The following is a 23852-nucleotide window of genomic DNA, read 5'->3' on the forward strand; positions in this document are numbered from 1 at the left end:
ACTCGCCCGTACGAACCGGCCGATCCGTACGACATACGGTCCATATATGCATGCGTACACGGACAAGACGGACAAGGGGAGCGCGGGCTACGATGCGAAGGCGCCCACGTCCCCTAGTCCCTCTGGTCGCTCATGGCTGTCCTCAGTGCCACCCTGCCCCACCCCCACCCGAATCCCGCTCCCCGCAAGCGCCCCCTCCCCCGGCGCGCGATGCGTGTCCTGATCGCCCTCGTCATCGGCTACGCGGTCCTGTGGGCCGCCGGAGCCGGCGGCATCCTGGCCCTGTCGTACTGGGCCAAGCAGGAGACGCCCGCCCCGGCCGGCACCCGCACCGTGCAGGGCATCCACAACTTCCAGCCCGTCGACTCCGACGGACGGCTGTGGCGCGGCGCCGCGCCCTCCCCCGCCGGGTACCGGGCGCTGGCGGGCCTGGGCTTCACCACCGTGGTGGATCTGCGCGCCGAGGACCTCAGCGCCCATCAGCTCGGCGGGCCGCGCACGGCCGGTCTCGACGTCGTACGCCTGCCGATCCGGGACGGGCAGACGCCGAGGCCCGCGCAGGTGCAGCGCCTGCTCGCGACCGTCGCGGCGGCCGAGGGCAAGGTGTTCGTGCACTGCGGCGCGGGCGTCGGCCGTACGGGCACGATGGCGGCCGCGTATCTGGTGCAGACCGGGGAGAAGTCGCCGTCGACGGCGGTCCGGCGCAACCTCGCGGTCGGGCCGCCGTCGATCGAGCAGATCTACTACGGACTGCACCTCGGCAAGAGCGAGGCCGAGCAGCCGCCGCTCCCGGTCGTCGCCGTGAGCCGTCTGGTGGACGCCCCACGGCGCATGCTGACCTGGTTCTGAGCCCGCAGGCCCCGCCCGCCGCCCCGCAAGCCCCGCCCCTGCGGCGGGAGGCTACGGCTTGCGCGCCACCGCCCCGTAGCCGGGGATGACGCCGTCCTCCTGGCCGGGCACGGGTTCGCCCAGCTCGGGATGCCAGTCGGGGACGACCGCGACGCCCGGCTCGACCAGGTCGAGCCCGTCGAAGAAGCGGGCGAACTCCTCGCGGGAGCGCAGGGCGAGGGTGATGCCCGCCCCCTTGAGCTTGGCGGTCGCCGCCGCCGACTCCTCCGGGGTGAAGTCGGCGGTGGCGTGGGTCATCATCAGGTAGCTGCCCGAGGGCAGTTCGGCGAGCAGCCGGCTGACGAGTTCGTGCGCCCCGTCCTCGTCGGAGACGAAGTGCAGCAGCGCGATCAGCGACAGGGCCACCGGCCGGTCGAAGTCCAGGATCTTCCTGGCCCCCTCGACGATGGTGGCCGGGTCGCGGACGTCCGCCTGGAGGTACTCGGTGACACCGCCGGGCGTGCTGCGCAGCAGGGCGGCCGCGTGGGCCAGCACGATCGGGTCGTTGTCGCAGTAGACGATCCTGGCGTCCGGCGCGACCTCCTGGGCGACCTGGTGCAGATTGGGCTCGGTCGGGATGCCGGTACCGACGTCCAGGAACTGGCGGACGCCGTTGCGGGCCAGCCAGCGCGTGGCCCGGTGCATGAAGGCACGGTTGACTCGTGCCATCACCGGAACACGCGGGTCGAGCGCGAGCATCTGGCGGCCCAGCGCCTCGTCGACGGGATAGTTGTCCTTGCCGCCGAGGTACCAGTCGTACATGCGTGCGGGATGGGGCTTGCTGGTGTCGATCTCGACTACGGGGGTGGGGTCCTGCCCGGTCATGAGGCACTCCGTAAGCGTCTGACGCGGTCAACGATGATCAATTCAGTACCAAGATAAGGAAGTTGAGCGGAAGAAACACAATCGTCAGGGCAGATCGTCAGGACAGCAGGAAGTCCGCCTTCCCCGCCTTCGCGCCCTCGATGAACGCGGTCATCTCGTCGGTCGTATAGATGAGTGCCGGACCGTCCGGGTCGGTGGACTGGCGGACGGCTATCCGGCCGTCGGCGAGCTTCATCGCCTCCAGGCAGTTGCCGCCGTTCCCGCCGCTCCACGGCTTGTGCCAGCCTTCGCTGCCCAAGTCCTGCGCGGGCATGCCGTTGTAGACCCGTTTGCGCGGCTTGATGCGATCCATTCACAGCTCCTTGCGGAAATCCCTCAGGATGTCCTTCGTGCGATGTGCAGTAGCGGCCTGCGCCGCCATGCGGTCCATGACCTCGAGGTGGGTCGCCACCTCGGTGCGCGCGTCGAGATAGACGGCGCCGGTCAGGTACTCGCTGTAGACCATGTCCGGAAGCTCCGGCATGGCGAATCGGAAGAGCACGAAGGGCCCGTACGTCCCCGGGTGCGGCCCGCCGGTGAACGGGGCGACCTGGAGCGTCACATTGGGCAGCTTCGTCGCTTCGAGCAGTTTGTCGACCTGGGCGCGCATCACCTCCGGACCGCCCACCGGGCGGCGCAGCACGGTCTCGTCCATCACGACCCACAGGCGGGGGGCGTCCTGACGAGTGAGCAGTTCCTGGCGTTGCATGCGCAGGTCGACATGGCGCTCGATGTCCTCCGGCCGGGTCTGGCCGATGGCTCCGGAGCGCAGCACCCCGCGCGCGTACTCCTCGGTCTGGAGCAGACCGGGGATGAAGTGCGGTTCGTACTGGCGGATCAGGGAGGCGGCGCCCTCCAGGCTGACATGCATGGAGAACCAGCCCGGCAGGACGTCGTGGAAGCGCTGCCACCAGCCGGGCCGGTTGGCCTCCTCGGCCAGTTGCACGAAGCCCTCGGCCTCGTCGTCGGTGACGCCGTACGCCTTCAGCAGCAACTGGAGGTAGGGGATCTTGAGGCCGACCTCGGCCATCTCCATCCGGCGGACGGTGGCGGGCGCGACACGGAGGATCCGAGCGGCCTCCTCGCGCTTGAGCCCGGCGCGTTCCCGCAGGTCCAGCAGGCGCCGGCCGAGGACGACCTGTCCGACGGTCGGCGCGGACCGCGGTTCGCTCACGCTCCACCTCCATGAAGAACCTGAACAGCCTTGCGGCGCCATTCGAAGACTCGATCGAAGATCTGTACGAATGAGTACGGATCTTCGGTGATCCCAACTGGCGCCGCTCAACGTGTTGTTGCGTGCAGTGTGCCACGGCGTTCCACACCGTCACACAGCACTCTGCATTTTTCAGAGTGACACTTGCCAAGTGTTCACGGCGGGGCGATAGTGGCAAGCGTGATTCCGTCCGCGCCCTTAGGAACAGACGCTGCCGCAGGCCACCCCCGAGGTCTCGGTACCGCCGCGGGAGCAAAGCCCTCCGAGGCCGCTGCCGAGCGCCGGTTCCGGTTCGAGCTGGCCGCCCATCCGGGTTCTCCCGCCCAGGCCAGACGCCTGGCCAGAACGCGGCTGAGCGGCTGGGCGGTGTGCGAGGACACCTGCGACACGGCCGCCCTCGTGATATCCGAACTGGTGACCAACGCGATCGTGCACACCGACAGCGATGTCGTCGTGTGCGAGCTGTACGACGGTGACGACCTGGTGCGCATCTCCGTGCGCGACGAGGGATGCGCCCCCGGCGAGCCGCATCCGTCGCCGCAGCGTCCCGAGGAGGAGCACGGGAGGGGATTGCTCCTCGTCGCGGCCGTCTGTCACGCCTGGGGCGCCCAGGAGCACGGGGCGGGCCTGCTGGTCTGGGCCGACGTCCCGCGCAGCGCGGGCCCCGCGCACGCCGAAGAACTCGACGCCGACGAACCCCGCGACGACCTGGGCTGGGGCGCACCGCCCGCTCCGGGACCGGGGGACGACACGGAGCACGACGACCACGCCGATCACTCGGGTGAGGGGGGCGAGGCGAGCGCCGCCCCCGACCCGCGGGTCCTCCGGCAGAACGACGGCCACCCGCACCGCACGGCCCAGGCCGGGACAACACACCCCGCGCACCCCGCCCACCGCACGCCGGAGCCGGGCACACACCCGGCCCACCGCACGCCGGAGACGGGCACGCACCCGGCCCACCGCACGCCGGAGACAGCCACGCACCCCGCCCACCGCGCCACCCCGGAACCGGGCGCCCACCCGACGCACCGCGCACCGGAACCGGCCCCGCACACCGTGCGACCCCTGCCCCACGGCCCCGCGCCCCACGGCCCCCTGCCCTACGTGCCGAAACCCCCCGACCAGTCGTCGGCCGGTCCGGCGCCGCGCGTGGCTCCGCAGTGGCAGCGCACGCCCGGCCTCGACGTCCGGGCCGCCGGAACCGTGCCGGGCGACCGCGGCCGGGAACGGGGCCGGCCATGAGCACCCTGACCTCCCCGGCGCTCAGCCTGAACACCCTCGTCCGGCTGAAGCGCAGCGGCCTGGGCATCGCGCCGCGAGCCCCTCGGCGGCTCGTCGTGCCGGACGGCATGACCGCCCCCCTCGGCTGCGACGCCGTCGCCGTCCCCGCGGACCTCGGCGCGCTCCTCGTACCGCGTCTCCCGCGCGTGGGCTGTATCTACGCCGACAGCTCGCACTGGTGGTGGCTCGTCCCGTCCGACTCCGACTACGCCCTGGAGTGGCCCGCCCCCTCGCGGTACGCCACCGGCGCGATCGTGCCGGACACCCCGCGCACGCCCCACCTCTTCCACCGGCCGGACGGCACGCTTCCGTACACTCCGCCGATCCCCCTCTATCTGGCCCTGTGCCGTCTGACCGGCACCGCGCCGGCCTGGTCCCGGCCGATCAGCGCGTAACCCCCGCGCACGCCCGCGCGCACCCGCTCCCCCGCTCTGCGCCCTGTCCTGCCTCACCCCCTCCCGCGATAGTGGCCGTTCGTCCACGATCGGGGGAGGTCATCGGTGGCGAAGGAGCGACAGAGCAAACGCCCGAAGGAACAGAAGGAACGCAAGGGCCGCAGCCCCGACGAGCGCGACGTCTCCGAGTCGGAGCGGCTGCTCTTCGGCGGCCCGCTCCGCTACGACATGGGCTGGAACCAGCACCGGGACGCGTTCCTGGAGCTGGACTTCCGGGCCATGGTCGCCCGGCTGCCGTCACTGCTCGCCCTGAGCCTCCGGCTGGCCCGGCAGGCCGACCCGCGCGCGGCCAGGATCGTGCTGGGCGCGGAGATCGCCCAGGGCGCGGCGCAGGCGGTCAGTCTGCTCGCAGTCAACACCGTGCTGACCCGGCTGATCGGCACCGGCCCGATCGAGGACCGGCTGCGCGACGCCGCCCCGGCGCTGACCGTCATGGCCGTCGTCCTCCTGGTCGGGGCGCTGCTGCGGGCCGCGTCGACGTACGCCACCGGGCGGCTCGAACCCAAGGTGGAGCGGGTGGCGACCGAGCTGTACCTGGAGCGGGCGGCGGCGGTCGAGCTGTCGGCGATCGAGGACCACGCGTTCCACAAGCTGCTGGACACCGCGCAGTACGGCGCCCAGTCGGCCCGCCGGATGATCATGTACGGGGCGCGGGTGGTGAACGCGGTGATCTCGCTGGCCGCGGCGGCGGGCGTGCTCACGGTGCTGCACCCCCTGCTGCTGCCGCTGCTGGTGACGATGACGCTGCCCAGCGCGTGGAGCGCGCTGACGAACGCGCGGCGCCGCTACGAGTCCTTCCACACCTGGGTACAGCACGCGCGCGCGGGTCATCTGATCGGGAGCCTGCTCACCGAGCCGGCGGCCGCGCCGGAGATCCGGGTGCACGGGGTCGGACCGTTCCTGCTGCGGCACTTCCGGGCGATGTCGGAGACGGCGGAGGCGGAGCAGGCCCGGCTGGCCCGGCTGGCCGCCCGCACCGGGCTGATCGCGGCGGCCTGGACGGGCCTGGCGACGGCGGCGACGTACGCCACGCTGGGCGGACTGCTGCTGACGGGGACGATGGCGCTGGCGGTGGCGGGCACGGCCGTCATCGCGATCCGCTCCGGTTCGACGAGCCTGAACACGCTGGTCCTGGAGATCAACGAGCTGCACGAGGAGGCCCTGTTCGTCGGCGATCTCCAGCGGCTGTACGTCGAGGCGGCCGAGCGGGCGATCCCGGTGGGCGGGGTGGCGCTGCCGGACGATCCGCGGGAGATCCGGTTCGAGAACGTCACCTTCGGCTATCCGGGTGAGTCGGCCCGGCCCGCGCTGGACGACGTCACGCTCACGCTTCCGCTGGGCCGGATCATCGCGCTCGTCGGGGAGAACGGCTCGGGCAAGACGACCCTGGTGAAGCTGCTGGCGGGGCTGTACCGGCCGGACCGGGGGCGGATCCTGTGGGACGACGTGGACGTGGCGGACGCGGACCGGCACCGGCTCGCCGAGCGCATCGCGATGGTGGCGCAGGACTTCAAGCGCTGGCCGTTCACCGCGCGGGTCAATGTGGCGATCGGGCGGTCGTCGGCGGCGCTGACGGAGGAGCGGCTGGCCACGTCGGTCGCGGAGGCGGGCGCGGAGGACGTGGTGGCGGATCTGCCGCGCGGTCTGGACACCCTGCTGGCCCGGCATTTCAGCGGCGGGCACGAGCTGTCCGGCGGGCAGTGGCAGCGGCTCGGCATCGCGCGGGCCGCGTACCGGCGGGGCCGCATCCTGATCGTGGACGAGCCGACGGCCGCCCTGGACGCGCGGGCCGAGCTGGAGGTCTTCGAGAAGATCCGGGCGCTGGCCGACAGCGGCCAGACGGTCGTGCTGATCACCCACCGGCTGGCGTCGGTCCGGCACGCGGACCTGGTGCATGTGCTGGACCAGGGCCGGCTGGTGGAGTCCGGGACGCCGGACGAGCTGCTGGCGGGCGGCGGGGTGTATGCCGAGCTGTACGCGCTGCAGGCGGAGCAGTTCTCGGCGCCGGCGCCCACCTCGCAGGTGGGCTGACGGCTCAGTCGGTCGCGTCCGCGCGGACGATCACCAGGAAGGTGTCCGTGGCGAGGTCCATGACGACCTCGGCGGGCAGCCCCTCCATGCGCCGCGCGTGCGCGAACTCCTCCGCGGGCCACGATCCGCGCGGCCCACCTGCGGGAAAGCGTTCGAGCACGGTCCGCCCGTTCACCATCTCGCACCTCCGAAGCGTCGTACTTGTAGGAGTTAACGCCCTGCGGAGGCCGAACGGCTCGGTCGGTTGCGGTACTGAGACGTAGCTGACACGGGGTCGGCGCGGACGGTGAGGATCCGGTCACTTTCCGGACACTTCCCGCACCGTTCGTGTCGGAAGGCGTACGCGCCGTGTCAGCCGGCGGGGGACGGCTCCGGCAGCGCGGCCGACGGGCCCGTCGGGGTCGGCAGGCCCACGCGGCCGCGTCGTACGGCGAGTTCGTCGAGGAGTTCGGCGAGCCGCTCCCGGTGGGCCGCGTCGAGCCGTCCGGTGTCGTCGCGGTGGACCGCGCAGGCGGTGGTGGTGTCCACGAGCCGCTCCAGCAGGGCGGCGACCTCGTCCGCGCCCTCGCTGTGCCGGGCGAGGGCGGGCAGTTCGGCGGCGGCCCGCGCGATGGCGGCGCGGGCCTCGGCGAGCGTGCGGTACGCCTCGCGGCGCAGCGTCCAGCGGGCGGCCCGGTCGTCGTCCTCGCCGAGCGGAGCACCGGCGGTGCCCCGCTCGGCCAGCACATGGGTGAGGTAGGCGTGCGCCGCGTCGGCGGCCGTGGCGAGGCGGGCCCGGACCTGGCCACCGCGCTCCCCCGGCATCGGCAGATGCCCGACGAAGAGCACGATCCCGCAGGCGAGCAGGGTCTCCACGAGCCGTCCGACCGACGCCTGGGGCTCCCCGCCGACCATCACCAGGGACAGTACGAGCACGGTGACGACGGCGGTCAGCGCGGCGAAGTGCCGTGTGGCGACCGGGATCAGCGCGCCGCAGACGGCGACCAGCGCCACGAGCCCGGCGGGGCGCGGCAGCAGGGCGGCGAACCCGGCGAAGAGCAGCGCCCCCAGCACGGTCCCCGCCGCCCGGCACAGCACGCGGGACACCAGCGGCCCGAGGTCGGGCTTGACCAGGAACACGGCCGTGGCGGGCAGCCAGTACCAGTGCTCGTGCCGTCCGTACCAGTGGGCGTGGTGCAGGGCCTGCGCGAGGGCGACGCTGGTTCCGAAGCAGAGCGCGACCCGCAGCCCGTACTCGCGGCCACCGGCACCGAGGACGGTCCGCAGCAGGTTCCGCACACCCCGACGGCGGGTGTGCAGATCGCGTCCGGCGCCCCGGTCGAAGGCTTCGGCGGCACGCAGCAGGGCGTCGTCGAGGGCGCGCAGCGCGGGCGCCGACCGGGACGGGGCGGGCAGCGGTCCGGTGGGCGTGTTCTCGCGGACGGCGGCGGCGAGCCGCCGGGGTCCCTCGCCCGCGCGTGCGCCGACGGGTTCGCCGGCCCAGGCGAGGGCGGTGGCGGCCTCGGCCAGGGGCAGCGCGGCGGCGTACTGGCCGTGCAGCCGCCGTTCGGCCGCGCTGCTGGCGAAGCGCCGCAGCCGGGGCCCGTCGAGGGCGTCCTGGGCGTCGTCGAGCGCGGCGGTGAGGGCGGCGCGGCGGGCGGTGGCGTGCCCGGTGCCGGCGGCGTCCAGGAGGGCGGCGATCGCGTCGTACACGCCGGCCACCGCGTCCCGTTCCCCGTCGAACCGGAAGTCGCCGGTCATCGCACCCGGTGTGGGCAGGGCCAGCCGCAGGGTGAGCAGCCAGCCGGCGCCGGCGAGGAAGGCGAGGGCGCGGGTCGGACCGTCCTCGGGCAGCGGCATCCCGGCGCCGATCGCGGCGGCGACCAGCAGTTGGGTCCCGGCGCCCGAGGCCACCGGGCCGACGGCGCTGATCCCACCGGCGACGAGTCCGAGCCCGGTGAGCACGGCCGTCAGCGCGACCGGCCCGGCGTGGTCCCCGGCGTACGTCCCGACGAGCAGTCCGGCCGCACCGGCGAGCGCGGGCGCCCCGAGCCGTCTGACGGAGGAACGGCGGCTGCCGGGCCGGTCGTTGATCCCGGCGAGCATCGCCGCGATCGCGGCCACCACACCGAGGGACGTACGGTCCGCCAGCGTCGCGGCGAGCAGCAGCGGCCCGGCGGAGAGCGCCCCGCGGGCGACGGCGCTCCAGGGGACGGGCCCGCGCTGGGCGCGCAGGGCGTGGGCGATCCAGGGCGGCAGGGCGGCGCGAGCGGGACGGTGCGGGCGCGGTGACACGGGGCTCCTGTCGGTGCGAGGGCTCGGATGTGCCTTCGGGCGACAGTGGCCGGGGCGGCGGTCAGCGGTGGGCCGCTCCCTCCACGGTACGTGGTGCGCGTGGGGGCTGTGGGACGGCCGCGTTTCGGCCGGGTGACGGCTTCCGGGCGGCCGGGCCGGGCGAGGGGTCAGTCGAGCGCGGCCCGCACGGTGTGCGCGAACAGTGTCTCGGCCTGCCCGAGGACCGTGTCGAGCGTGTCGGGGCCGCCGCTCCCGAGCCGGGCGACGAGGTCGTCCACGGCCCGCAGGCCCGCCCGCTCCAGCAGCCGCTTCTCGTTCGTCACCCACTCCCCGCGCGCGGCCAGCACCGCGTGCCCCACCTGGACCGCCGCCACGGCGAGCGCCCCGGCCGCCTCGGTGCGCCGGGCGGCGGGCGCGTGGCCCGCGCGGGCGTAGGCGAGGGTGGCGCGCGCGGTGCCGTACCAGCGGTCGGGGGCGGTACGGCGCAGACGCGGAGGATAGACCGCGGGCTGCCGCAGCTCGCCGCGCAGCACCTGGTTGACGGCGAGTTCGGCGACGACGAGATAGCTCGGGATCCCCGCGAGATGGAACATCAGCGGCTCCACCCGGAACCGCCCCTCCTCGGCCTGCGCCCACTCGTGCTCGACGGCGTCCAGATCCCGGTAGTGGACGTCCACGCGCCGCCCGTCGACGGTCAGCCAGGCGCCCCCGTTGAACACCCCGCCGCCCCACCCGCCGACCTCGGACACCTCACCGTCCCAGCCCAGCGCCCGCAGATCGGCGGGGTCGAAGGCGCCCCGGTAGTAGACGGCGAGGTCCCAGTCGCTGTCGGCCCGGTGCGTGCCCTGGGCGCGCGAGCCGCCGAGGGCGACGGCCCGGACCGTGGGGAGGGCGGCGAGGGCGTCGGCGGTGCCGGAGAGGAAGACGGCGTCGCTGTGCTCGGGGGCGGGCATCGGGTCTGTACTCCTCGAACGGCAGGCGGGTCACAGGCGGGTCAGCGGCAAGGGGGCGGACCGGCGGTAAGGGGGCGGGTCGACGGTCAGGGGAGCCCCGCCCGCTCCGCCGCCGTGCGCAGCACGTCTCTCAGCATCTCCGGGGTGAGACGCCCGGTGAAGGTGTTGCGCTGGCTGACGTGGAAGCAGCCGAACAGGGCGAGGCCGTCCAGCGAGACCCTCGCCCCGTGCGCGAACGCGGGCCGGGGCCGGGGCACGGTCCAGCCGGCCTCGGCGAACGCGGGCAGCGCGGCCTGCCAGCCGAAGCCGCCGAGGACGACGACCGCGCGCAGGGTCGGCCGCAGCAGCCGCAGTTCCTGCACGAGCCAGGGGCGGCAGGTGTCCCGTTCACCGGGGGTGGGCTTGTTGTCGGGCGGCGCGCAGTGCACGGGCGCGGTGACGCGCACGCCGTACAGCTCCAGGCCGTCGTCGGCCGCGACGGAGGTGGGCTGCGAGGCGAGCCCCACGTCGTACAGCGCCTGGTAGAGCACGTCTCCCGAGCGGTCACCCGTGAACATCCGGCCGGTGCGGTTGCCGCCGTGCGCGGCCGGGGCCAGTCCGACGATCAGCAGCCGCGCGTCGGACGGCCCGAACCCGGGCACCGGCCGCCCCCAGTACGTCCAGTCGGCGAACGCCGCCCGCTTGGTGCGGGCCACCTCCTCGCGCCAGGCCACCAGCCGGGGGCAGGCCCGGCATCCCTCGACCCGCCGGTCCAGCTCGGCCAGCCCGGCGGCACGGCCGGGCCCGGGGTCCGGATCGTGAGCGGCGTCCGGATCACGAGGGGCGTCCATCACTCCACCGTACGGCCGCGCCGGGCCGGGCGGTTCACAGGCGGAACCAGCCGTGCCCCACGTACCAGTGCCCGCCCTCGTCCAGATGGTCGAGGACCGCCCGCTGCAGAGGGGTCCGGCGCGGGAGGCGGTCGAGGGGGACGTCGGTGGTGCCGAAGACGAAGCGAACGGGCTCGGTGTCCTCCGGCTCCGGCAGGCGGTGGCTGAGACGGAACCGCTCCTGGAAGCGGACGATGTTGGAGTCGGCGGGCAGCCGGTCCCTCAGTTGCGGGTCGAGCAGCCAGGAGCCGCAGATCGCCACCTGGTAGGGCTCCTCGGGGTAGTGGCGGGCGAAGAAGGCGCGGGCCAGCGCGAGGGAGCGGTCCACGGCCTCCGGCGTGAGCGGGCCCAGGAAGTCGGGAATGTGCAGGGCGAGCGCGGGGTCGCCGGGGGCGAGGGGCAGTCCGGCCGCGGCGATCGAGCCGCCGGTCCAGGAGCCGATCCGGCCGCGCTGGAACTGGAGCCGCCCCAGTTGGTACAGCTCGCCGTGGAAGTGCAGGCTCAGCCAGCGCGGGCTGAGCACCCCGCCCGTGCCGTACCACCGCCGGTGCCAGGCGACGCACCGGCCGACGTCGGCGAGGGTGTGCCGGCCGATCCGGTCCGGGACGCCCCGCGCGCGGTGGTGGGCGCGTACGTGGGGCAGGGCGGCGGCGAACACGAACAGCGGGGCGTAGCGGGCGAGGGCACCCGTGGCGCCCGGGAGCGGCGGGATGTCGGCTGCCTTCTCGCGGACCGAACCGATGCCCTCGACCAGGCCGGCCACCGCCTCCTCCAGGAAGCGGAGCGCCTCGGCGTCCCGGCGCAGGTGCCGGCTCAGCCGTACGGCCTCGTCGATGTCCTCGTGCGGTACGGCGAGGTCGAGGAGTACCTCGGCCAGTTCGTCGGCGTCCGGCAGCACGGCGCCGCCCCCCTCCGGTTGCTTCGGGCTCCCTTGGAGAACGTCCGGGCCGCGCAGTACGTTGCAGGGAGGAAGTGGTGATCTGGATGCGTACGGGCAGTGAGCCGGTGACCGCGCGCAGTGCGCTGCGGATGCGCTTCTGGCTGAGCCTGTGGGGTCTGGCCTGGGCGGTCTTCGGGACGATCGCGTTCCTGCTGGCGGGGCGCCCCGGATGGGCGGTGGCCTGCGGGCTGCTGTGGCTGGTGGTCACCGTCGACCTGGCGCGGATCCTGCGGCATCTGCGGCAGGGCCCGCACTACCAGCCGGGCCGCGACGTCCCGCCGTACCGGCCGCCGGACGACAGCCGGTCCTGACGGCCTGGCGGGCCCTCAGGTCTCGAAGCGGGCCGCCTCCAGATAGCGCGGGTTGGGGTCCAGGGCGGCGGCGAGCCGGAAGTGGCGGGTCGCCATGTCGGCGCGTCCCTGCCGCTGGTAGGTGCGGGCCAGCGCGAAGTGCGCGAAGGCGTTGTCCGGTTCGCGCTCCAGGACGACCGTGAACTCCAGTTCGGCGGGACGGAGCTGGGCGGCCGCGAAGAAGGCACGGGCGCGCAGCAGCCGGGCGGCGGTGTTCTCGGGGTGTGCGGCGATGACCCGGTCGAGCAGTTTCACCGCGCCCCGCGGATCCCGCGCGGCGAGCAACTGCTCCGCGGCGCGGAAGTCGATGACATGCGTCTCCGGAGTACGTCCGGTCGAACCGCTGGTATCGGGCACGGAAAAATCCTTCCCTTGCTGGGAGGGTTCAACGCGCGGAGCGCGGACCGCTATTCCGTCCGCGCCCGGCGCGCGAGGTCCGCCCAGACCTCCCGCACCCGCGCCTGGAGATCGGGGAGCGGTACGTCGTTGTCGACGACGATGTCGGCGATCTTCCGGCGCTCTTCACGGGTCGCCTGGGCGGCCATCCGCGCGCGGGCGTCGTCCTCGGTCATGCCGCGCAGCCGGACGAGCCGGTCGAGCTGGGTGCCGGGGTCGGCGTCGACGACGATGACGACGTCGTAGAGCCCGGCGAGGCCGTTCTCGGTGAGGAGCGGGACGTCGTGGACGACGACGGCGTCCTCGGGGGCGGTCTCCTCCAGCTCACGGGAGCGGGCGCCGACCAGGGGGTGCACGATGCCGTTCAGGACGGCCAGCTTCTCCGGGTCGGCGAACACGATCGAGCCGAGCTTCGGCCGGTCCAGGCTGCCGTCCGCGGCGAGGACCTCCGCGCCGAACGCCTCCACGACCGCGGCGAGCCCCGGCGTCCCGGGGGCGACGACCTCGCGGGCGATCCGGTCGGCGTCGATCAGTACGGCCCCGCACGCGACGAGCAGCCGGGACACTTCGCTCTTGCCGGCGCCGATTCCACCGGTCAGGCCCACCTTCAGCATGAGCGGAAGCTTAGGGCCTGCCGGCGCTGTCGCATCCGGCAGGCCCCGGGGGCTTCCAGGCGGTGGCTCAGCCCTCGCCCTCGCGTTCCGCCAGGAACTTCTCGAACTCGCGGCCGATCTCGTCGGCGGAGGGGATGTCGACGGGTTCGGCGAGCATGTTGCCGCGGGTCTCGGCGCCCGCCGCCGCGTCGTACTGATGCTCCAACCCCTGCACGAGGGCGGTGAGTTCCTCGTCGCCCTCCTGGATCTGGCGGTCGATCTCGGTCTGGGTGCGGTGGGCGTCGGTGCGCAGGGCGTGCGCGATGCCCGGCAGGACCAGCCCGGTGGCCGCGGTGATGGCCTCCAGGACCGTCAGGGCGGCGTCCGGGTAGGCGGAGCGGGCGATGTAGTGGGGGACGTGCGCGGCGACGCCCAGCACGTCGTGCCCGGCCTCCATGAGGCGGTACTCGACGAGCGCCTCGGCGCTGCCGGGGACCTGTGCCTCGTCGAAGGGGCTGCGGTGGCCGGGGACCAGGTCCGTACGGTTGCCGTGCGGGGTGAGGCCCACGGGGCGGGTGTGCGGGACACCCATGGGGATGCCGTGGAAGTTCACCGAGAGCCGGACGCCGAGGCGTTCGACGATCTGCTTCACGGCGACGGCGAACCGCTCCCACTCCACGTCCGGTTCGGGGCCGGACAGCAGCAGGAAGGGGGCGCCGGTGGTGTCCTGGACGAGGCGCACCTCGATGGAGGGCTCCTCGTACTCCGTCCAGCGGTCGCGCTTGAAGGTCAGCAGCGGCCGCCGCGCGCGGTAGTCGACGAGCCGGTCGTGGTCGAAGCGGGCGACGAGCTGGTGGGGCAGTGAGCCGAGCAGCCGGTCGACGATCTGGTCACCGGTCTCCCCCGCGTCGATGTATCCGTCGAAGTGGTAGAGCATCACAAGTCCGGCCGACTCCTGGGCCAGCGCCATGTCGACGACGGCCAGCCCCTTCGGCTCCCATGCGTACAAACCCTGCGGATCAAGCACCTGGACCGCTCCTCCTCGTGTTCCTCCTTCACAACACCCGTGGGAGCGACGGCATTCCCGCACAGGAGAAGGGCCGCACCCCGAAAGGTACGGCCCTTCTTCTTCATGCTGTTCTGTCAGCCGGGGCCCTCAGACCTCAGCGGACAGCCGGTGTGCCGAGCGTCAGCTCTGGCCGCCGGCGAGCTTCTCGCGCAGCGCGGCGAGCGCCTCGTCCGAAGCCAGGGCACCGGAGGTGTCCGCACCCTCGGAGGAGTACGAACCGCCGCCCGAGGCGGCCGGAGCCGCAGCCTCGCCGCCCTCGGCCGCGGCAGCGGCGTCGGCCTCGCGGGACTTGATGACCTGCTGCTGGTGCTGCTCGAAGCGGGTCTGCGCCTCGGCGTACTGGTGCTCCCACGCCTCGCGCTGGGTCTCGTAGCCCTCGAGCCAGTCGTTGGTCTCGGGGTCGAAGCCCTCGGGGTAGATGTAGTTGCCCTGGTCGTCGTAGGACGCGGCCATGCCGTACAGGGTCGGGTCGAACTCGACCGTGGCCGGGTCGGCACCGAAGGCCTCGTTGGCCTGCTTCAGCGAGAGGCTGATGCGGCGACGCTCGAGGTCGATGTCGATGACCTTGACGAAGATCTCGTCGTTGACCTGGACGACCTGCTCCGGGATCTCCACGTGGCGCTCGGCCAGCTCGGAGATGTGGACCAGACCCTCGATGCCCTCGTCCACGCGGACGAACGCACCGAACGGAACCAGCTTCGTGACCTTGCCGGGCACGACCTGGCCGATCTGGTGGGTGCGGGCGAACTGCTGCCACGGGTCTTCCTGGGTCGCCTTCAGCGACAGGGAGACACGCTCGCGGTCCATGTCGACGTCGAGGACCTCGACCGTGACCTCCTGGCCGACCTCGACGACCTCGGAGGGGTGGTCGATGTGCTTCCAGGACAGCTCGGAGACGTGGACCAGACCGTCGACGCCACCCAGGTCCACGAAGGCACCGAAGTTGACGATCGAGGAGACCACACCGGAGCGGACCTGACCCTTCTGGAGGGTCGTGAGGAACGTCTGGCGGACCTCGGACTGGGTCTGCTCCAGCCAGGCACGGCGGGACAGGACCACGTTGTTGCGGTTCTTGTCCAGCTCGATGATCTTCGCCTCGAGCTCCTTGCCCACGTAGGGCTGGAGGTCGCGGACGCGGCGCATCTCGACGAGAGACGCGGGCAGGAAGCCGCGGAGGCCGATGTCGAGGATGAGACCACCCTTGACGACCTCGATGACGGTACCGGTGACGATGCCGTCCTCTTCCTTGATCTTCTCGATGGTGCCCCAGGCACGCTCGTACTGGGCGCGCTTCTTCGAGAGGATCAGGCGGCCTTCCTTGTCCTCCTTCTGGAGGACGAGGGCCTCGATCTCGTCGCCGACGGCGACGACCTCGTTGGGGTCGACGTCGTGCTTGATCGAGAGCTCGCGGCTCGGGATGACACCTTCGGTCTTGTAACCGATGTCGAGCAGGACCTCGTCCCGGTCGACCTTCACGATGACGCCGTCGACGATGTCGCCGTCGTTGAAGTACTTGATCGTCTCGTCGATCGCGGCGAGGAAGGCTTCCTCGTTACCGATGTCGTTGACCGCAACCTGCGGGGTGGTGGCGGTGGTCTCGGTGCTGCTCGTCATGTGGGAAAGGGCTCCGGTTACGGACAGAAAGTCGTAGGTACTGCTACGCCGGGAGCCCGTATCGCTCTGAAGAAGCCGGACAGCCAAGGAGGCACCCCACCGGGAATCCGGTGATGGCACCTCGACAACCGAGGGGACATACAACAGATGCGAGCGCAGCCTGCTACGTCTGAGGTGCGCAGGCCCGCAGCGCAACTTGTAGCATACGGGGGCAGCCGGGCAGGGTCAATGCGCGAAGGCGCACACCCGGGGCGGATCGCCGCAATCCCGGCACACAATCAGTCTTCCGAGGCCACGCAGGCCGCAGAAGCACCCTCCGGCGACACCCGTGCGGCGCCGTCGGGCGGGTTGCACGGAAGAGTACGACGAGGGAGCCCATCATCCAAGAGCCCGCATCGTCCGCGTTCACCACAGGGCCGCACTCCGGGCACGCCCCCGGGCCCGCCGCCGAGCCGGAGGCCACCCGGCGCGACGCCGGGGTCACGGAGAGCGCCCGCGCCAACCGGGGCTGGTGGGACCGCAACGCCGACGAGTACCAGACCGAGCACGGCACCTTCCTCGGGGACGACCGGTTCGTATGGGGTCCCGAGGGCCTCGACGAGGTGGAGGCCGAGCTGCTCGGCCCGCCGGAGGACCTCAAGGGCAAGGAGGTCCTGGAGATCGGCGCCGGCGCCGCCCAGTGCGCGCGCTGGCTGGCCGCGCAGGGCGCCCGCCCGGTCGCCCTGGACCTGTCCCACCGCCAGCTCCAGCACGCGCTGCGCATCGGCGGCGGGTTCCCGCTGGTGTGCGCGGACGCGGGCGCGCTGCCGTTCGCGGACGGCTCCTTCGACCTGGCCTGCTCGGCGTACGGGGCGCTGCCGTTCGTCGCCGATCCGGTGCTGGTGCTCAAGGAGGTGCGGCGGGTGCTGCGGCCCGGTGGCCGGTTCGTGTTCTCGGTGACGCATCCGATCCGCTGGGCCTTCCCGGACGAGCCGGGCCCGGAGGGGCTGACCCTCTCCTCCTCCTACTTCGACCGCACGCCGTACGTGGAGCAGGACGAGTCGGGCCGCGCGGTGTACGTCGAGCACCACCGCACGCTGGGCGACCGGGTGCGCGACATCGTGGCCGCCGGGTTCCGGCTGGTGGACCTGGTCGAGCCGGAGTGGCCGGCCTGGAACAGCTCCGAGTGGGGCGGCTGGTCCCCGCTGCGCGGGAACCTCGTCCCGGGCACGGCGATCTTCGTCTGCGCACGCGACTGACCGCTCGTGACCGCGACTGACCGCTCGTAACACCGTGGCGCGCGCGTGCGAGCCCGTACGCGCGCGTAGTGGGCCCCTTCCGCGGCGTACGACACTGGGGGCGTGATGCTCCGTGACGACGCCCTGGGCGCGCTGCCCGTACGGGTCGCCCTGCCCGCGCTGGACGACGCCCTGGACGGACACGGCGCGGCCGTGCTCGCCGCGCCGCCGGGCACCGGCAAGACCACGCTGGTGCCGCTGGCCCTGGCCGGGCTGCTGGGCGAGGGGCCCGCGCGGCGGGTGGTGGTGGCCGAGCCGCGGCGGATCGCGGCCCGCGCTGCGGCCCGCCGGATGGCGTGGCTGCTGGGCGAGCGCCCGGGTGACAGCGTCGGTTTCACGGTGCGCGGGGAGCGGGTCGTCGGGCGGCGCACGCGTGTGGAGGTCGTGACGACGGGTGTGCTGCTCCAGCGGCTCCAGCGCGACCAGGAGCTGGCGGGGGTCGACGCGGTGATCCTCGACGAGTGCCACGAGCGGCATCTGGACGCGGACACGTCGGCGGCCTTCCTGTGGGACGTGCGGGAGGCGCTCCGCCCCGAGCTGCGGCTGGTGGCAGCGTCCGCGACGACCGACACCGAGGGCTGGGCGCGGCTGCTGGGCGGGGCGCCGGTGGTGCGCGCGCACGGGACGTCGTTCGAGGTGGAGGTGGTGTGGGCCCCGCCGGTCCGGCCGGTACGGCCCCCGCACGGCACGCGCGTGGATCCGGAGCTGCTGGCGCACGTGGCGTCGGTGGTGCGGCGGGCGCTGGCCGAGCGGTCGGGGGACGTGCTGTGTTTCCTGCCGGGGGTCGGGGAGATCGCGCGGGTCGCGGCGCTCCTGGGCGGCCTGGGCGGGGTGGAGGTGCTCCAGGTGCACGGGCGGGCGCCGGCCGCCGTGCAGGACGCGGTGCTGGCGCCCGGTGAGGCGCGCCGGGTGGTGCTGGCGACGTCGGTCGCGGAGTCGTCGCTGACGGTGCCGGGGGTGCGGGTGGTGGTGGACTCGGGTCTCGCGCGGGAGCCGCGGGTGGATCACGCGCGCGGGCTGAGCGCGCTGACGACCGTGCGGGCGTCGCGGGCGGCGGGGCGGCAGCGGGCCGGACGGGCGGGGCGCGAGGGGCCGGGCGCGGTGTACCGGTGCTGGGCGGAGGCGGAGGACGGCCGGCTGCCGTCGTTCCCCTCCCCCGAGATCAAGGTGGCCGATCTGACGGCGTTCGCCCTTCAGGCGGCCTGCTGGGGCGATCCGGACGCCTCCGGGCTGGCGCTCCTCGATCCGCCGCCGGCCGGGGCGATGGCGGCGGCGCGGGCGGCGTTGACGGCGGTGGGGGCGGTGGACGCCGCGGGCCGGGCCACGGAGCGGGGGCGGCGGCTCGCGCGGCTGGGGCTGCATCCCCGGCTGGGGCGGGCGCTGCTGGACGCGCCGGGTCCGGCGGCCGAGGTGGTGGCCCTGCTGTCCGAGGAGGCGCCGCGCGCGTACGGGGACGATCTCGCGGCCGCGCTGCGGACGGCCCGGCACGGCGGTGACGCGTACGCGCAGCGCTGGCGGCGTGAGGTGCGGCGGCTGAAAAGCGCCGCCGTCGCCGGGGAGGTCTCCGGAGAAGTCTCCGGGGAGGTGGCGGGGAAAGCCCTTTCCGAAGGGCCCGGCGGTGACGACCGGGTGGCCGGGCTGGTCGCCGCCCTCGCCTTCCCCGAGCGGGTGGCCAGGCTCGACGGCGGCTCGTATCTCATGGCCTCCGGCACCCGCGCCGACCTGCCGGAGACCTCGCCCTTGCGGGGCGCCCCGTGGATCGCGGTCGCCGTGGCGGACCGTCCCGTGGGCCGGGGCCACGCGCGTGTGCGGCTCGGGGCCGTCGTCGACGAGGACCTCGCCCGGCGCGCGGCGGGCCCGCTCCTGGACGCGCGCGAGGAGGTCCACTGGGCCGACGGGGACGTCGTGGCGCGCCGCGTGGAACGGCTGGGGGCGATCGAGCTGGCCGCGCGGCCGCTGCGGGACCCCGACCCGGCCCTGGTCAGGGAGGCACTGCTGACCGGGCTGCGCCGGGAGGGGTTCGGGCTGCTGCGCTGGTCCGCCGGTGCCCTGGTGCTGCGGCAGCGGCTGGCGTTCCTGCGGCTGCACCTGGGCGAGCCCTGGCCGGACGTCTCGGACGACGCTCTGCACGCGCGCGTGGACGAATGGCTGGAACCGGAGCTGAGCCGGGCCCGGCGGCGGGCGGACCTGGCCCGTCTCGACGCCGGGGAGGCGCTCGGCAGGCTGCTGCCGTGGGCCTCGGGGGACGCGGCCCGGCTGGAGGAGCTGGCCCCGGAGCGGATCACCGTGCCGAGCGGGTCCGCGATCCGGGTCGACTACGGCGATCCGGAACGGCCGGTGCTCGCGGTGAAGCTCCAGGAGATGTTCGGCTCGCGGGAGTCGCCGCGGCTCGCCGGGGTGCCGGTGCTGGTGCATCTGCTGTCGCCCGCGGGGCGTCCGGCCGCCGTCACGGCCGATCTGGCCTCCTTCTGGCGGGACGGCTACAAGGGCGTGCGGGCGGAGCTGCGCGGCCGCTATCCGAAGCATCCGTGGCCCGAGGACCCGGTGACGGCGGAGCCGACCCGGCGCACCAACGCCGCGCTCAGGCGCTGACCGGCTCGGCGGGCCGGGCGGTGTCCGGCGCGGGACCGGCCGGGCGTCTGCCGCGCGCCTCCAGCCGGAGGGCGAGGGCGAGGAGCAGGCCGCCCAGGGTGAGGAAGCCCCACGGGAGGTAGGAGGTCAGCAGCAGGACCAGGGTGCGGTTGTGCTTGACGAGGGCGACGGTGTGCTCGATGTAGTCCTCGCGCATCTTCACGTGCCCGGCGAACGCGGTGACCTTGTCACGGTCGCCGAGGAGGGTGCCGCCGCGCAGTTCCTCGCGGTGGATCTCCTCGCCGTAGACGGGGGCGCCGGTGAGGGGTTCGACCCAGAATCTGCGGACGGTGGTGTACCAGCGGGTGGTGCCGGTCTCGGCGACGGTCTCGCGGGTGATGCCCTGGACGGGCAGGGTGCGGGGCATGGGGACCTTGGTCCAGGGGACGGTCTGCTCGAAGTAGTAGACGGGGACGCCGCGGAAGTCCCGGGTGCCCTTGTAGTGGATGGGGGCGGTGCTGCGGGCCTGGGCGTCGAAGTACTGGTAGTCCCGTTTCTCGGTCAGGAAGGGCCATTTGAACTCGATGCCCTCGCGGCGGACGGGGTCGCCGTCGACCGCCTCGCCGGTGGCGTGGACGGGTTCCTGGGTGTGGGCGTCGAAGATGTAGCGCTCGGGGACGCTGGAGACCATGGCGCCGTCGGGGCCCAGGACGTGGGAGAGGCCGTCCCAGACGACGACGTCGCGGCCCGCGGTCCGTTCGATGCGCTCGGACGCCTCCACGTTCCCCTTGAGGGTCTGCACGATCGTGATGCGGGGGACGGTGCGGGCGGTCATGGTGCCGTAGTCGAGGAGGGTGGCGTCCTTCGCCTCCAGGACCATGGTCTGGTACTCGTTCGCCGGGACCTTGGCCAGGCGCGGGAAGGCGTACCAGCGCAGCAGTGGGGACAGGGCCGTGCAGAACACGGCGAGGGCGAGCAGGACCAGGCCGGCCTTGCGGCGCATCTCGGCCTCCCTCCCGGGCGGTTACGGGTGTGCGGGCACCGTCGTCAGCAGCGGTTTCGGGGAGGTCTTCCCGGTGGGGGTGCCGAGCGCGGTGAGGGCGAGGACGAGCGCGAGCGCGGCGGCGAGCCCGGTGGCGGCGGCGATCAGGGCGCGCATACGGACCTCCCGGGGCCGACGGAACGTCACCTGACAGGGCGTCAGGTGCGGCACCGTAGCAACGGGCGGGTGAGATGAGAACAGGCCGGACGGCACGACGGCGCCCCTCCCGGCGGAGGGGCGCCGTCGTGGCGTACGGGGTCGGCCTTACGAGGCGCTGGGCTCGGGGCTCGGAGTCGGCGAGGGGTCCTGCGACTCGCCCGGGTCCGGGGTCGGTGTCGTGGGCTCCGGGGCGGTGACGGTGAGGTCGAGCGTGAGGGTGGCGCCACCTGCGGTGGTGATGCGCAGCAGGTAGGTGCCGGCGGTGTCGTCCGCGTAGAGCTTGGGCAGCTTCAGCAGGCCGTCGGCGTCGGTGGTGAGCGTCCAGGTGCGGACCGGGTTGCCGTCGGCGTCCTTGAAGTACGGGCCCTTGTCGTTGGTGGTGGGCTCGTCGGCCGAGGTGATCAGGGTGGCGGTGGCGGCGACCTTGTCCGCGGCGGCGCCCCGGTAGGTGGCCTTCAGCTCGATCTCTTCGGCGAACTCGCCGCCCGCCTCGCAGGTCAGGTCCGTGGTGGCGGCGCGGGTGAGGGTGTCGGCGGCGCGCTCGGTGACGGTGGCCCGGTAGGTGAGGGCGGTGACCGTGCGGCCCACGACGGTGGCGCGGACGGTGAAGGTGCCGGTCTTCTCGCCTGCCTTGAGCGCGGGCGCGGACGCGACGCCCTTGCTGTCGGTGACGACGGTGGCGACGCTCTCGCCGCCGGCGAAGGTGGCGTCGGTGTCGCCGGTGATGGTGAAGCGGACCCTGACCTTGGCGACGGCCTTCCCGGCCGCTGTCTCGGTGCGGGTGCCGATCCGGGTGGTGAACGCGTCGCCCGCCATGGCGGTGAGCGTGGCCGTGCCCGCGTCCTCCAGGTGGTGGACGGTGTCGGTGGGCGTCGCGGGCGGCTTCGGGGTGACCGGCGGGGTGCTCGGCTCGGCCGGCGTGCCGGGCTTGTTCGGCTTGTTCGGCTTGCCGGGTGTGCCGGGCTTGTGCGGGGCCGCCGGGGTGGCCGGGGTGCGGGGTGTGGTGCCGCCGTCGTCGTCGCTGCGGTTGGACGGCACGGAACCGGTGCCGTCCGGGATCTCGTGGCTGCCCTTGCGGTAGTACTCCAGCCACGAGATGACGGTGTTGTAGTAGTCCGTCGAGTTGTTGTAGCTGAGGATGGCGCTGCGCAGCCCGGACGAGGTGGACATGTCCCAGCTGTAGCGGCACAGGTAGTGGCCGGCGGCAAGCGCGGCGTCGTAGATGTTGTTGGGGTCCTTGCGGCCGTCGGCGTTGCCGTCGCGGCCCGCCCACTCCCAGGTGGAGGGGATGAACTGCATGGGGCCGACGGCGCGGTCGTAGGTGCTGTCGCCGTCGTAGGCGCCGTTGTCGGTGTCGCTGATGTTCGCGAAGCCGACGCCGTTGAGGACCGGGCCGAGGATCGGGGCGAAGGTGGTGCCGTCGGCGGAGACGCGGCCGCCGCGGGCCTGGCCGGACTCCACCTTGCCGATGGCGGCGAGGAGTTGCCAGGGCAGGTTGCAGCCGGGCTTGGACTGCGCCAGCTTCGCCTCGGCCTTCTTGTAGGCGTCGAGGACGGTCGCGGGGATGCCGGCCTCGGCGCTGCCGGTGCCGGCCGGCGTGGTGCCGGTGCTCGCGCTCGGGGCGGGGTTCGGGCTGTTGAGGGGCGGCAGGTCCGTGTAGTACGGCGAGTTGCCGGTCGCGCCGTCGCCGGTGGCGGGGTCGGCGGCCGGGGCGTCGGTGGTGGTCTGTCTGCCCGCGCTGTCGGCCGTGACGTCCGGTGCCTGGGACGCGGCGAGTGCCGCGACGGCCAGGGCTGCCACGGTGGTGTTGACCGCCCCCTTGCGCAGCCTGCTGCCGAAATACGCCGACGACATGAAGTGAACCCCTCCCGTGGGACGCCCGGCGCCCCTGCCGCTGTAGCTTTCTGCTGTTGTGACGATCAGCCCGCCTCGTGGGTTGCGTCCGGCGGCGTGTCGCACGGCAACCCAGGCGACCCTACGGCAACTTCTTTTGCCCCGGCACCCGTTCGGGTTCCGATTTCACGGAACCGCCCCACGCCCGCGCCGCGTCGTGATCAAGGGACCGACCGGTCCGCCGACCCTCGCCCCGGGAGCCGTGGTGCCGTTCACCCTCAGTCATGCGGCGGCCGTGCTGCCCGCCGTGCGCACCGACGGGACCGGCCGCGGCCGGCTGGTGCCGGCCGTTCTCGTGGCGGGCAGCTTCGCGCCCGATCTGACCTACTACGCGGCGAGCGTCCTGGACGACGCGATGCGGTTCGGTGACGTCACGCACTCCTTCGCGGGTGTGTTCACCGTCGACGTGCTCCTCGCCGTGGCTCTGGTGGGGCTCTGGCTGCTGGTGCGGGAGCCCTTGGTGGCGCTGCTGCCGCGCGCCCGCCAGGGCAGGACGGCCGCGCTGACCGGCTGCGGGCGGCCCCGCGCGCGGGTGCGGCCTTCGACGGCCCTGTGGTGGTACGTCTCCGCCGTGCTCGGCGCGCTGACGCATGTGGTGTGGGACGCCTTCACCCACCTCGACCGCTGGGGCATGCGGCTGTTCCCGGTCCTCGGCGAGACGATCGCGGGCTCGCCGCTGTACTGGTACCTCCAGTACGGCGGTTCGGCGGTGGCGGCGGTCGTGATCGCCGTGTTCCTCACGCGCGCGGTGCGCGGCACGCCGGACGGGCCGCCGGACGGGGTCCCCGCGCTGTCGGTACGGGACCGGTGGTGGGCCGCGGCCGTCATCGGCGGCTGTGCGCTGGTCGGGGCGGTGCGGCGGGTGACGCGCTGGTGGGAGTACTGGGGGCAGCGGGAGGCCAAGCCGTGGGAGGTGATCCCGACGGTGTGCTTCGGGGCGGGCGCGGGACTGCTGCTGGGCGTGCTGCTGTACGCCGTCGGTGTGCGGCTGTGGCGTCCGGCCGCCCGGACCGGCGTCGCCGCCGGGCGGCCGGTGGAGGTCACGGCCGGTGAGCGGGGCGGTCCGTAACGGGCGGCACCGGCAGAGGCATCGGTACGACGAAGACACGGATCCGGCGTG

At 73.6% G+C, this 23852-nt stretch carries 23 protein-coding genes; 8 read left to right on the forward strand and 15 right to left on the reverse strand.

The genetic code is table 11. The features are described from left to right. Nucleotides 1–132 precede the first annotated feature (132 nt). Nucleotides 133–849, forward strand: a complete 717-nt coding sequence (locus tag AFM16_RS10335) for a protein-tyrosine phosphatase family protein (protein ID WP_078633116.1) — start codon at nucleotides 133–135, stop codon at nucleotides 847–849. Between the two features lie 51 nt (nucleotides 850–900). Here the strand turns inward: AFM16_RS10335 and AFM16_RS10340 are convergent, their stop codons facing one another. The 3 genes from AFM16_RS10340 to AFM16_RS10350 all read right to left on the reverse strand — a co-directional run bounded on the left by AFM16_RS10340 (nucleotide 901) and on the right by AFM16_RS10350 (nucleotide 2926). Continuing rightward, a complete protein-coding gene (locus AFM16_RS10340; protein WP_030791450.1) occupies nucleotides 901–1713 on the reverse strand; it encodes an SAM-dependent methyltransferase in 813 nt (270 codons plus the stop codon). A gap of 97 nt (nucleotides 1714–1810) precedes the next feature. After that, nucleotides 1811–2065 (reverse strand): DUF397 domain-containing protein, encoded by a 255-nt coding sequence (locus AFM16_RS10345; RefSeq protein WP_030791453.1) that lies wholly within the window; start codon nucleotides 2063–2065, stop codon nucleotides 1811–1813. Continuing rightward, a complete protein-coding gene (locus tag AFM16_RS10350; protein WP_030791456.1) occupies nucleotides 2066–2926 on the reverse strand; it encodes a Sco1979 family transcriptional regulator in 861 nt (286 codons plus the stop codon). Nucleotides 2927–3145: 219 nt separating this feature from the next. Between AFM16_RS10350 and AFM16_RS40625 the strand changes: the two genes are divergently transcribed. The 3 genes from AFM16_RS40625 (at nucleotide 3146) to AFM16_RS10365 (ending at nucleotide 6732) form a co-directional block, all read left to right on the forward strand. After that, on the forward strand, nucleotides 3146–4207 hold the full coding sequence (locus tag AFM16_RS40625; protein ID WP_370628028.1) for an ATP-binding protein: 1062 nt from the start codon (nucleotides 3146–3148) through the stop codon (nucleotides 4205–4207). Continuing rightward, nucleotides 4204–4641, forward strand: coding sequence for a hypothetical protein (locus AFM16_RS10360; RefSeq protein ID WP_030791460.1), 438 nt, complete (start codon nucleotides 4204–4206; stop codon nucleotides 4639–4641). Before AFM16_RS40625 ends, AFM16_RS10360 begins: the two co-directional genes overlap by 4 nt. Nucleotides 4642–4869: 228 nt before the next feature. Beyond that, entirely contained in the window at nucleotides 4870–6732 is a 1863-nt protein-coding gene (locus AFM16_RS10365) for an ABC transporter ATP-binding protein (RefSeq protein WP_245177961.1), read from the forward strand. A 4-nt stretch (nucleotides 6733–6736) separates the two neighbouring features. On the opposite strand, the gene AFM16_RS39310 is transcribed toward AFM16_RS10365, so the two are convergent. The 5 genes from AFM16_RS39310 to AFM16_RS10385 all read right to left on the reverse strand — a co-directional run bounded on the left by AFM16_RS39310 (nucleotide 6737) and on the right by AFM16_RS10385 (nucleotide 11726). Next, nucleotides 6737–6910, reverse strand: coding sequence for a DUF8839 family protein (locus tag AFM16_RS39310; protein WP_167797174.1), 174 nt, complete (start codon nucleotides 6908–6910; stop codon nucleotides 6737–6739). A 173-nt stretch (nucleotides 6911–7083) separates the two neighbouring features. Further along, nucleotides 7084–9006 (reverse strand): FUSC family protein, encoded by a 1923-nt coding sequence (locus tag AFM16_RS10370; RefSeq protein ID WP_078633118.1) that lies wholly within the window; start codon nucleotides 9004–9006, stop codon nucleotides 7084–7086. 167 nt (nucleotides 9007–9173) lie between these two features. Further along, the gene (locus AFM16_RS10375) at nucleotides 9174–9959 is read right to left on the reverse strand and encodes a nucleotidyltransferase domain-containing protein (RefSeq protein ID WP_078633119.1); all 786 of its coding nucleotides are present in this window, start codon (nucleotides 9957–9959) and stop codon (nucleotides 9174–9176) included. Between the two features lie 86 nt (nucleotides 9960–10045). Beyond that, nucleotides 10046–10789, reverse strand: coding sequence for a uracil-DNA glycosylase (locus tag AFM16_RS10380; RefSeq protein WP_051780723.1), 744 nt, complete (start codon nucleotides 10787–10789; stop codon nucleotides 10046–10048). 34 nt (nucleotides 10790–10823) lie between these two features. Then, entirely contained in the window at nucleotides 10824–11726 is a 903-nt protein-coding gene (locus AFM16_RS10385) for an acyltransferase domain-containing protein (RefSeq protein ID WP_030791472.1), read from the reverse strand. Between the two features lie 86 nt (nucleotides 11727–11812). Between AFM16_RS10385 and AFM16_RS10390 the strand changes: the two genes are divergently transcribed. Next, nucleotides 11813–12079, forward strand: coding sequence for a DUF6343 family protein (locus AFM16_RS10390; protein WP_030791475.1), 267 nt, complete (start codon nucleotides 11813–11815; stop codon nucleotides 12077–12079). A 15-nt stretch (nucleotides 12080–12094) separates the two neighbouring features. Here the strand turns inward: AFM16_RS10390 and AFM16_RS10395 are convergent, their stop codons facing one another. The 4 genes from AFM16_RS10395 to rpsA form a co-directional block, all read right to left on the reverse strand. Beyond that, a complete protein-coding gene (locus AFM16_RS10395; RefSeq protein WP_030791477.1) occupies nucleotides 12095–12475 on the reverse strand; it encodes a tetratricopeptide repeat protein in 381 nt (126 codons plus the stop codon). Nucleotides 12476–12525: 50 nt separating this feature from the next. After that, nucleotides 12526–13128 (reverse strand): dephospho-CoA kinase, encoded by a 603-nt coding sequence (gene coaE / locus AFM16_RS10400; protein ID WP_078633120.1) that lies wholly within the window; start codon nucleotides 13126–13128, stop codon nucleotides 12526–12528. 67 nt (nucleotides 13129–13195) lie between these two features. Then, complete coding sequence (locus AFM16_RS10405) at nucleotides 13196–14134, reverse strand: PAC2 family protein (protein WP_030791483.1); 939 nt, start codon at nucleotides 14132–14134, stop codon at nucleotides 13196–13198. A gap of 162 nt (nucleotides 14135–14296) precedes the next feature. Continuing rightward, the gene (gene rpsA / locus AFM16_RS10410; protein WP_030791486.1) at nucleotides 14297–15790 is read right to left on the reverse strand and encodes a 30S ribosomal protein S1; all 1494 of its coding nucleotides are present in this window, start codon (nucleotides 15788–15790) and stop codon (nucleotides 14297–14299) included. A 377-nt stretch (nucleotides 15791–16167) separates the two neighbouring features. Between rpsA and AFM16_RS10415 the strand changes: the two genes are divergently transcribed. Both AFM16_RS10415 and hrpB read left to right on the forward strand, forming a co-directional pair. Further along, on the forward strand, nucleotides 16168–17028 hold the full coding sequence (locus tag AFM16_RS10415; RefSeq protein ID WP_078633121.1) for a class I SAM-dependent methyltransferase: 861 nt from the start codon (nucleotides 16168–16170) through the stop codon (nucleotides 17026–17028). Between the two features lie 105 nt (nucleotides 17029–17133). Continuing rightward, nucleotides 17134–19659, forward strand: coding sequence for an ATP-dependent helicase HrpB (hrpB, locus tag AFM16_RS10420; protein WP_078633122.1), 2526 nt, complete (start codon nucleotides 17134–17136; stop codon nucleotides 19657–19659). On the opposite strand, the gene pgfA is transcribed toward hrpB, so the two are convergent. The 3 genes from pgfA to AFM16_RS10430 all read right to left on the reverse strand — a co-directional run bounded on the left by pgfA (nucleotide 19649) and on the right by AFM16_RS10430 (nucleotide 22693). Then, nucleotides 19649–20641, reverse strand: coding sequence for a cell envelope lipid trafficking protein PgfA (gene pgfA / locus AFM16_RS10425; protein ID WP_078633123.1), 993 nt, complete (start codon nucleotides 20639–20641; stop codon nucleotides 19649–19651). The two genes, hrpB and pgfA, sit on opposite strands and share 11 nt — an antisense overlap. A gap of 21 nt (nucleotides 20642–20662) precedes the next feature. Then, nucleotides 20663–20797 carry an SPW_0924 family protein gene (locus tag AFM16_RS38480; protein WP_107419060.1) on the reverse strand — a complete coding sequence of 45 codons (135 nt, stop codon included), beginning with the start codon at nucleotides 20795–20797 and terminating at the stop codon, nucleotides 20663–20665. Nucleotides 20798–20944: 147 nt separating this feature from the next. Next, nucleotides 20945–22693: a lytic transglycosylase domain-containing protein gene (locus tag AFM16_RS10430; RefSeq protein WP_030791497.1), complete on the reverse strand. Its 1749-nt coding sequence runs from the start codon at nucleotides 22691–22693 to the stop codon at nucleotides 20945–20947. A 244-nt stretch (nucleotides 22694–22937) separates the two neighbouring features. Between AFM16_RS10430 and AFM16_RS10435 the strand changes: the two genes are divergently transcribed. Further along, a complete protein-coding gene (locus tag AFM16_RS10435; protein ID WP_078636900.1) occupies nucleotides 22938–23801 on the forward strand; it encodes a DUF4184 family protein in 864 nt (287 codons plus the stop codon). Nucleotides 23802–23852: the final 51 nt, after the last annotated feature.

The organism is Streptomyces antibioticus, assembly GCF_002019855.1.
GTDB classification, from domain to species: Bacteria; Actinomycetota; Actinomycetes; order Streptomycetales; family Streptomycetaceae; genus Streptomyces; species Streptomyces antibioticus_B.

Coding starts and splice junctions, on each gene's coding strand:
- AFM16_RS10335 (WP_078633116.1), top strand. CDS start 133: ATGGCTGTCCTCAGTGCCACCCTGCCCCACCCCCACCCGAATCCCGCT.
- AFM16_RS10340 (WP_030791450.1), bottom strand. CDS start 1,713: ATGACCGGGCAGGACCCCACCCCCGTAGTCGAGATCGACACCAGCAAG.
- AFM16_RS10345 (WP_030791453.1), bottom strand. CDS start 2,065: ATGGATCGCATCAAGCCGCGCAAACGGGTCTACAACGGCATGCCCGCG.
- AFM16_RS10360 (WP_030791460.1), top strand. CDS start 4,204: ATGAGCACCCTGACCTCCCCGGCGCTCAGCCTGAACACCCTCGTCCGG.
- AFM16_RS10365 (WP_245177961.1), top strand. CDS start 4,870: ATGGGCTGGAACCAGCACCGGGACGCGTTCCTGGAGCTGGACTTCCGG.
- AFM16_RS39310 (WP_167797174.1), bottom strand. CDS start 6,910: ATGGTGAACGGGCGGACCGTGCTCGAACGCTTTCCCGCAGGTGGGCCG.
- AFM16_RS10375 (WP_078633119.1), bottom strand. CDS start 9,959: ATGCCCGCCCCCGAGCACAGCGACGCCGTCTTCCTCTCCGGCACCGCC.
- AFM16_RS10380 (WP_051780723.1), bottom strand. CDS start 10,789: ATGGACGCCCCTCGTGATCCGGACGCCGCTCACGATCCGGACCCCGGG.
- AFM16_RS10390 (WP_030791475.1), top strand. CDS start 11,813: ATGCGTACGGGCAGTGAGCCGGTGACCGCGCGCAGTGCGCTGCGGATG.
- coaE (WP_078633120.1), bottom strand. CDS start 13,128: ATGCTGAAGGTGGGCCTGACCGGTGGAATCGGCGCCGGCAAGAGCGAA.
- rpsA (WP_030791486.1), bottom strand. CDS start 15,790: ATGACGAGCAGCACCGAGACCACCGCCACCACCCCGCAGGTTGCGGTC.
- hrpB (WP_078633122.1), top strand. CDS start 17,134: ATGCTCCGTGACGACGCCCTGGGCGCGCTGCCCGTACGGGTCGCCCTG.
- pgfA (WP_078633123.1), bottom strand. CDS start 20,641: ATGCGCCGCAAGGCCGGCCTGGTCCTGCTCGCCCTCGCCGTGTTCTGC.
- AFM16_RS38480 (WP_107419060.1), bottom strand. CDS start 20,797: ATGCGCGCCCTGATCGCCGCCGCCACCGGGCTCGCCGCCGCGCTCGCG.
- AFM16_RS10430 (WP_030791497.1), bottom strand. CDS start 22,693: ATGTCGTCGGCGTATTTCGGCAGCAGGCTGCGCAAGGGGGCGGTCAAC.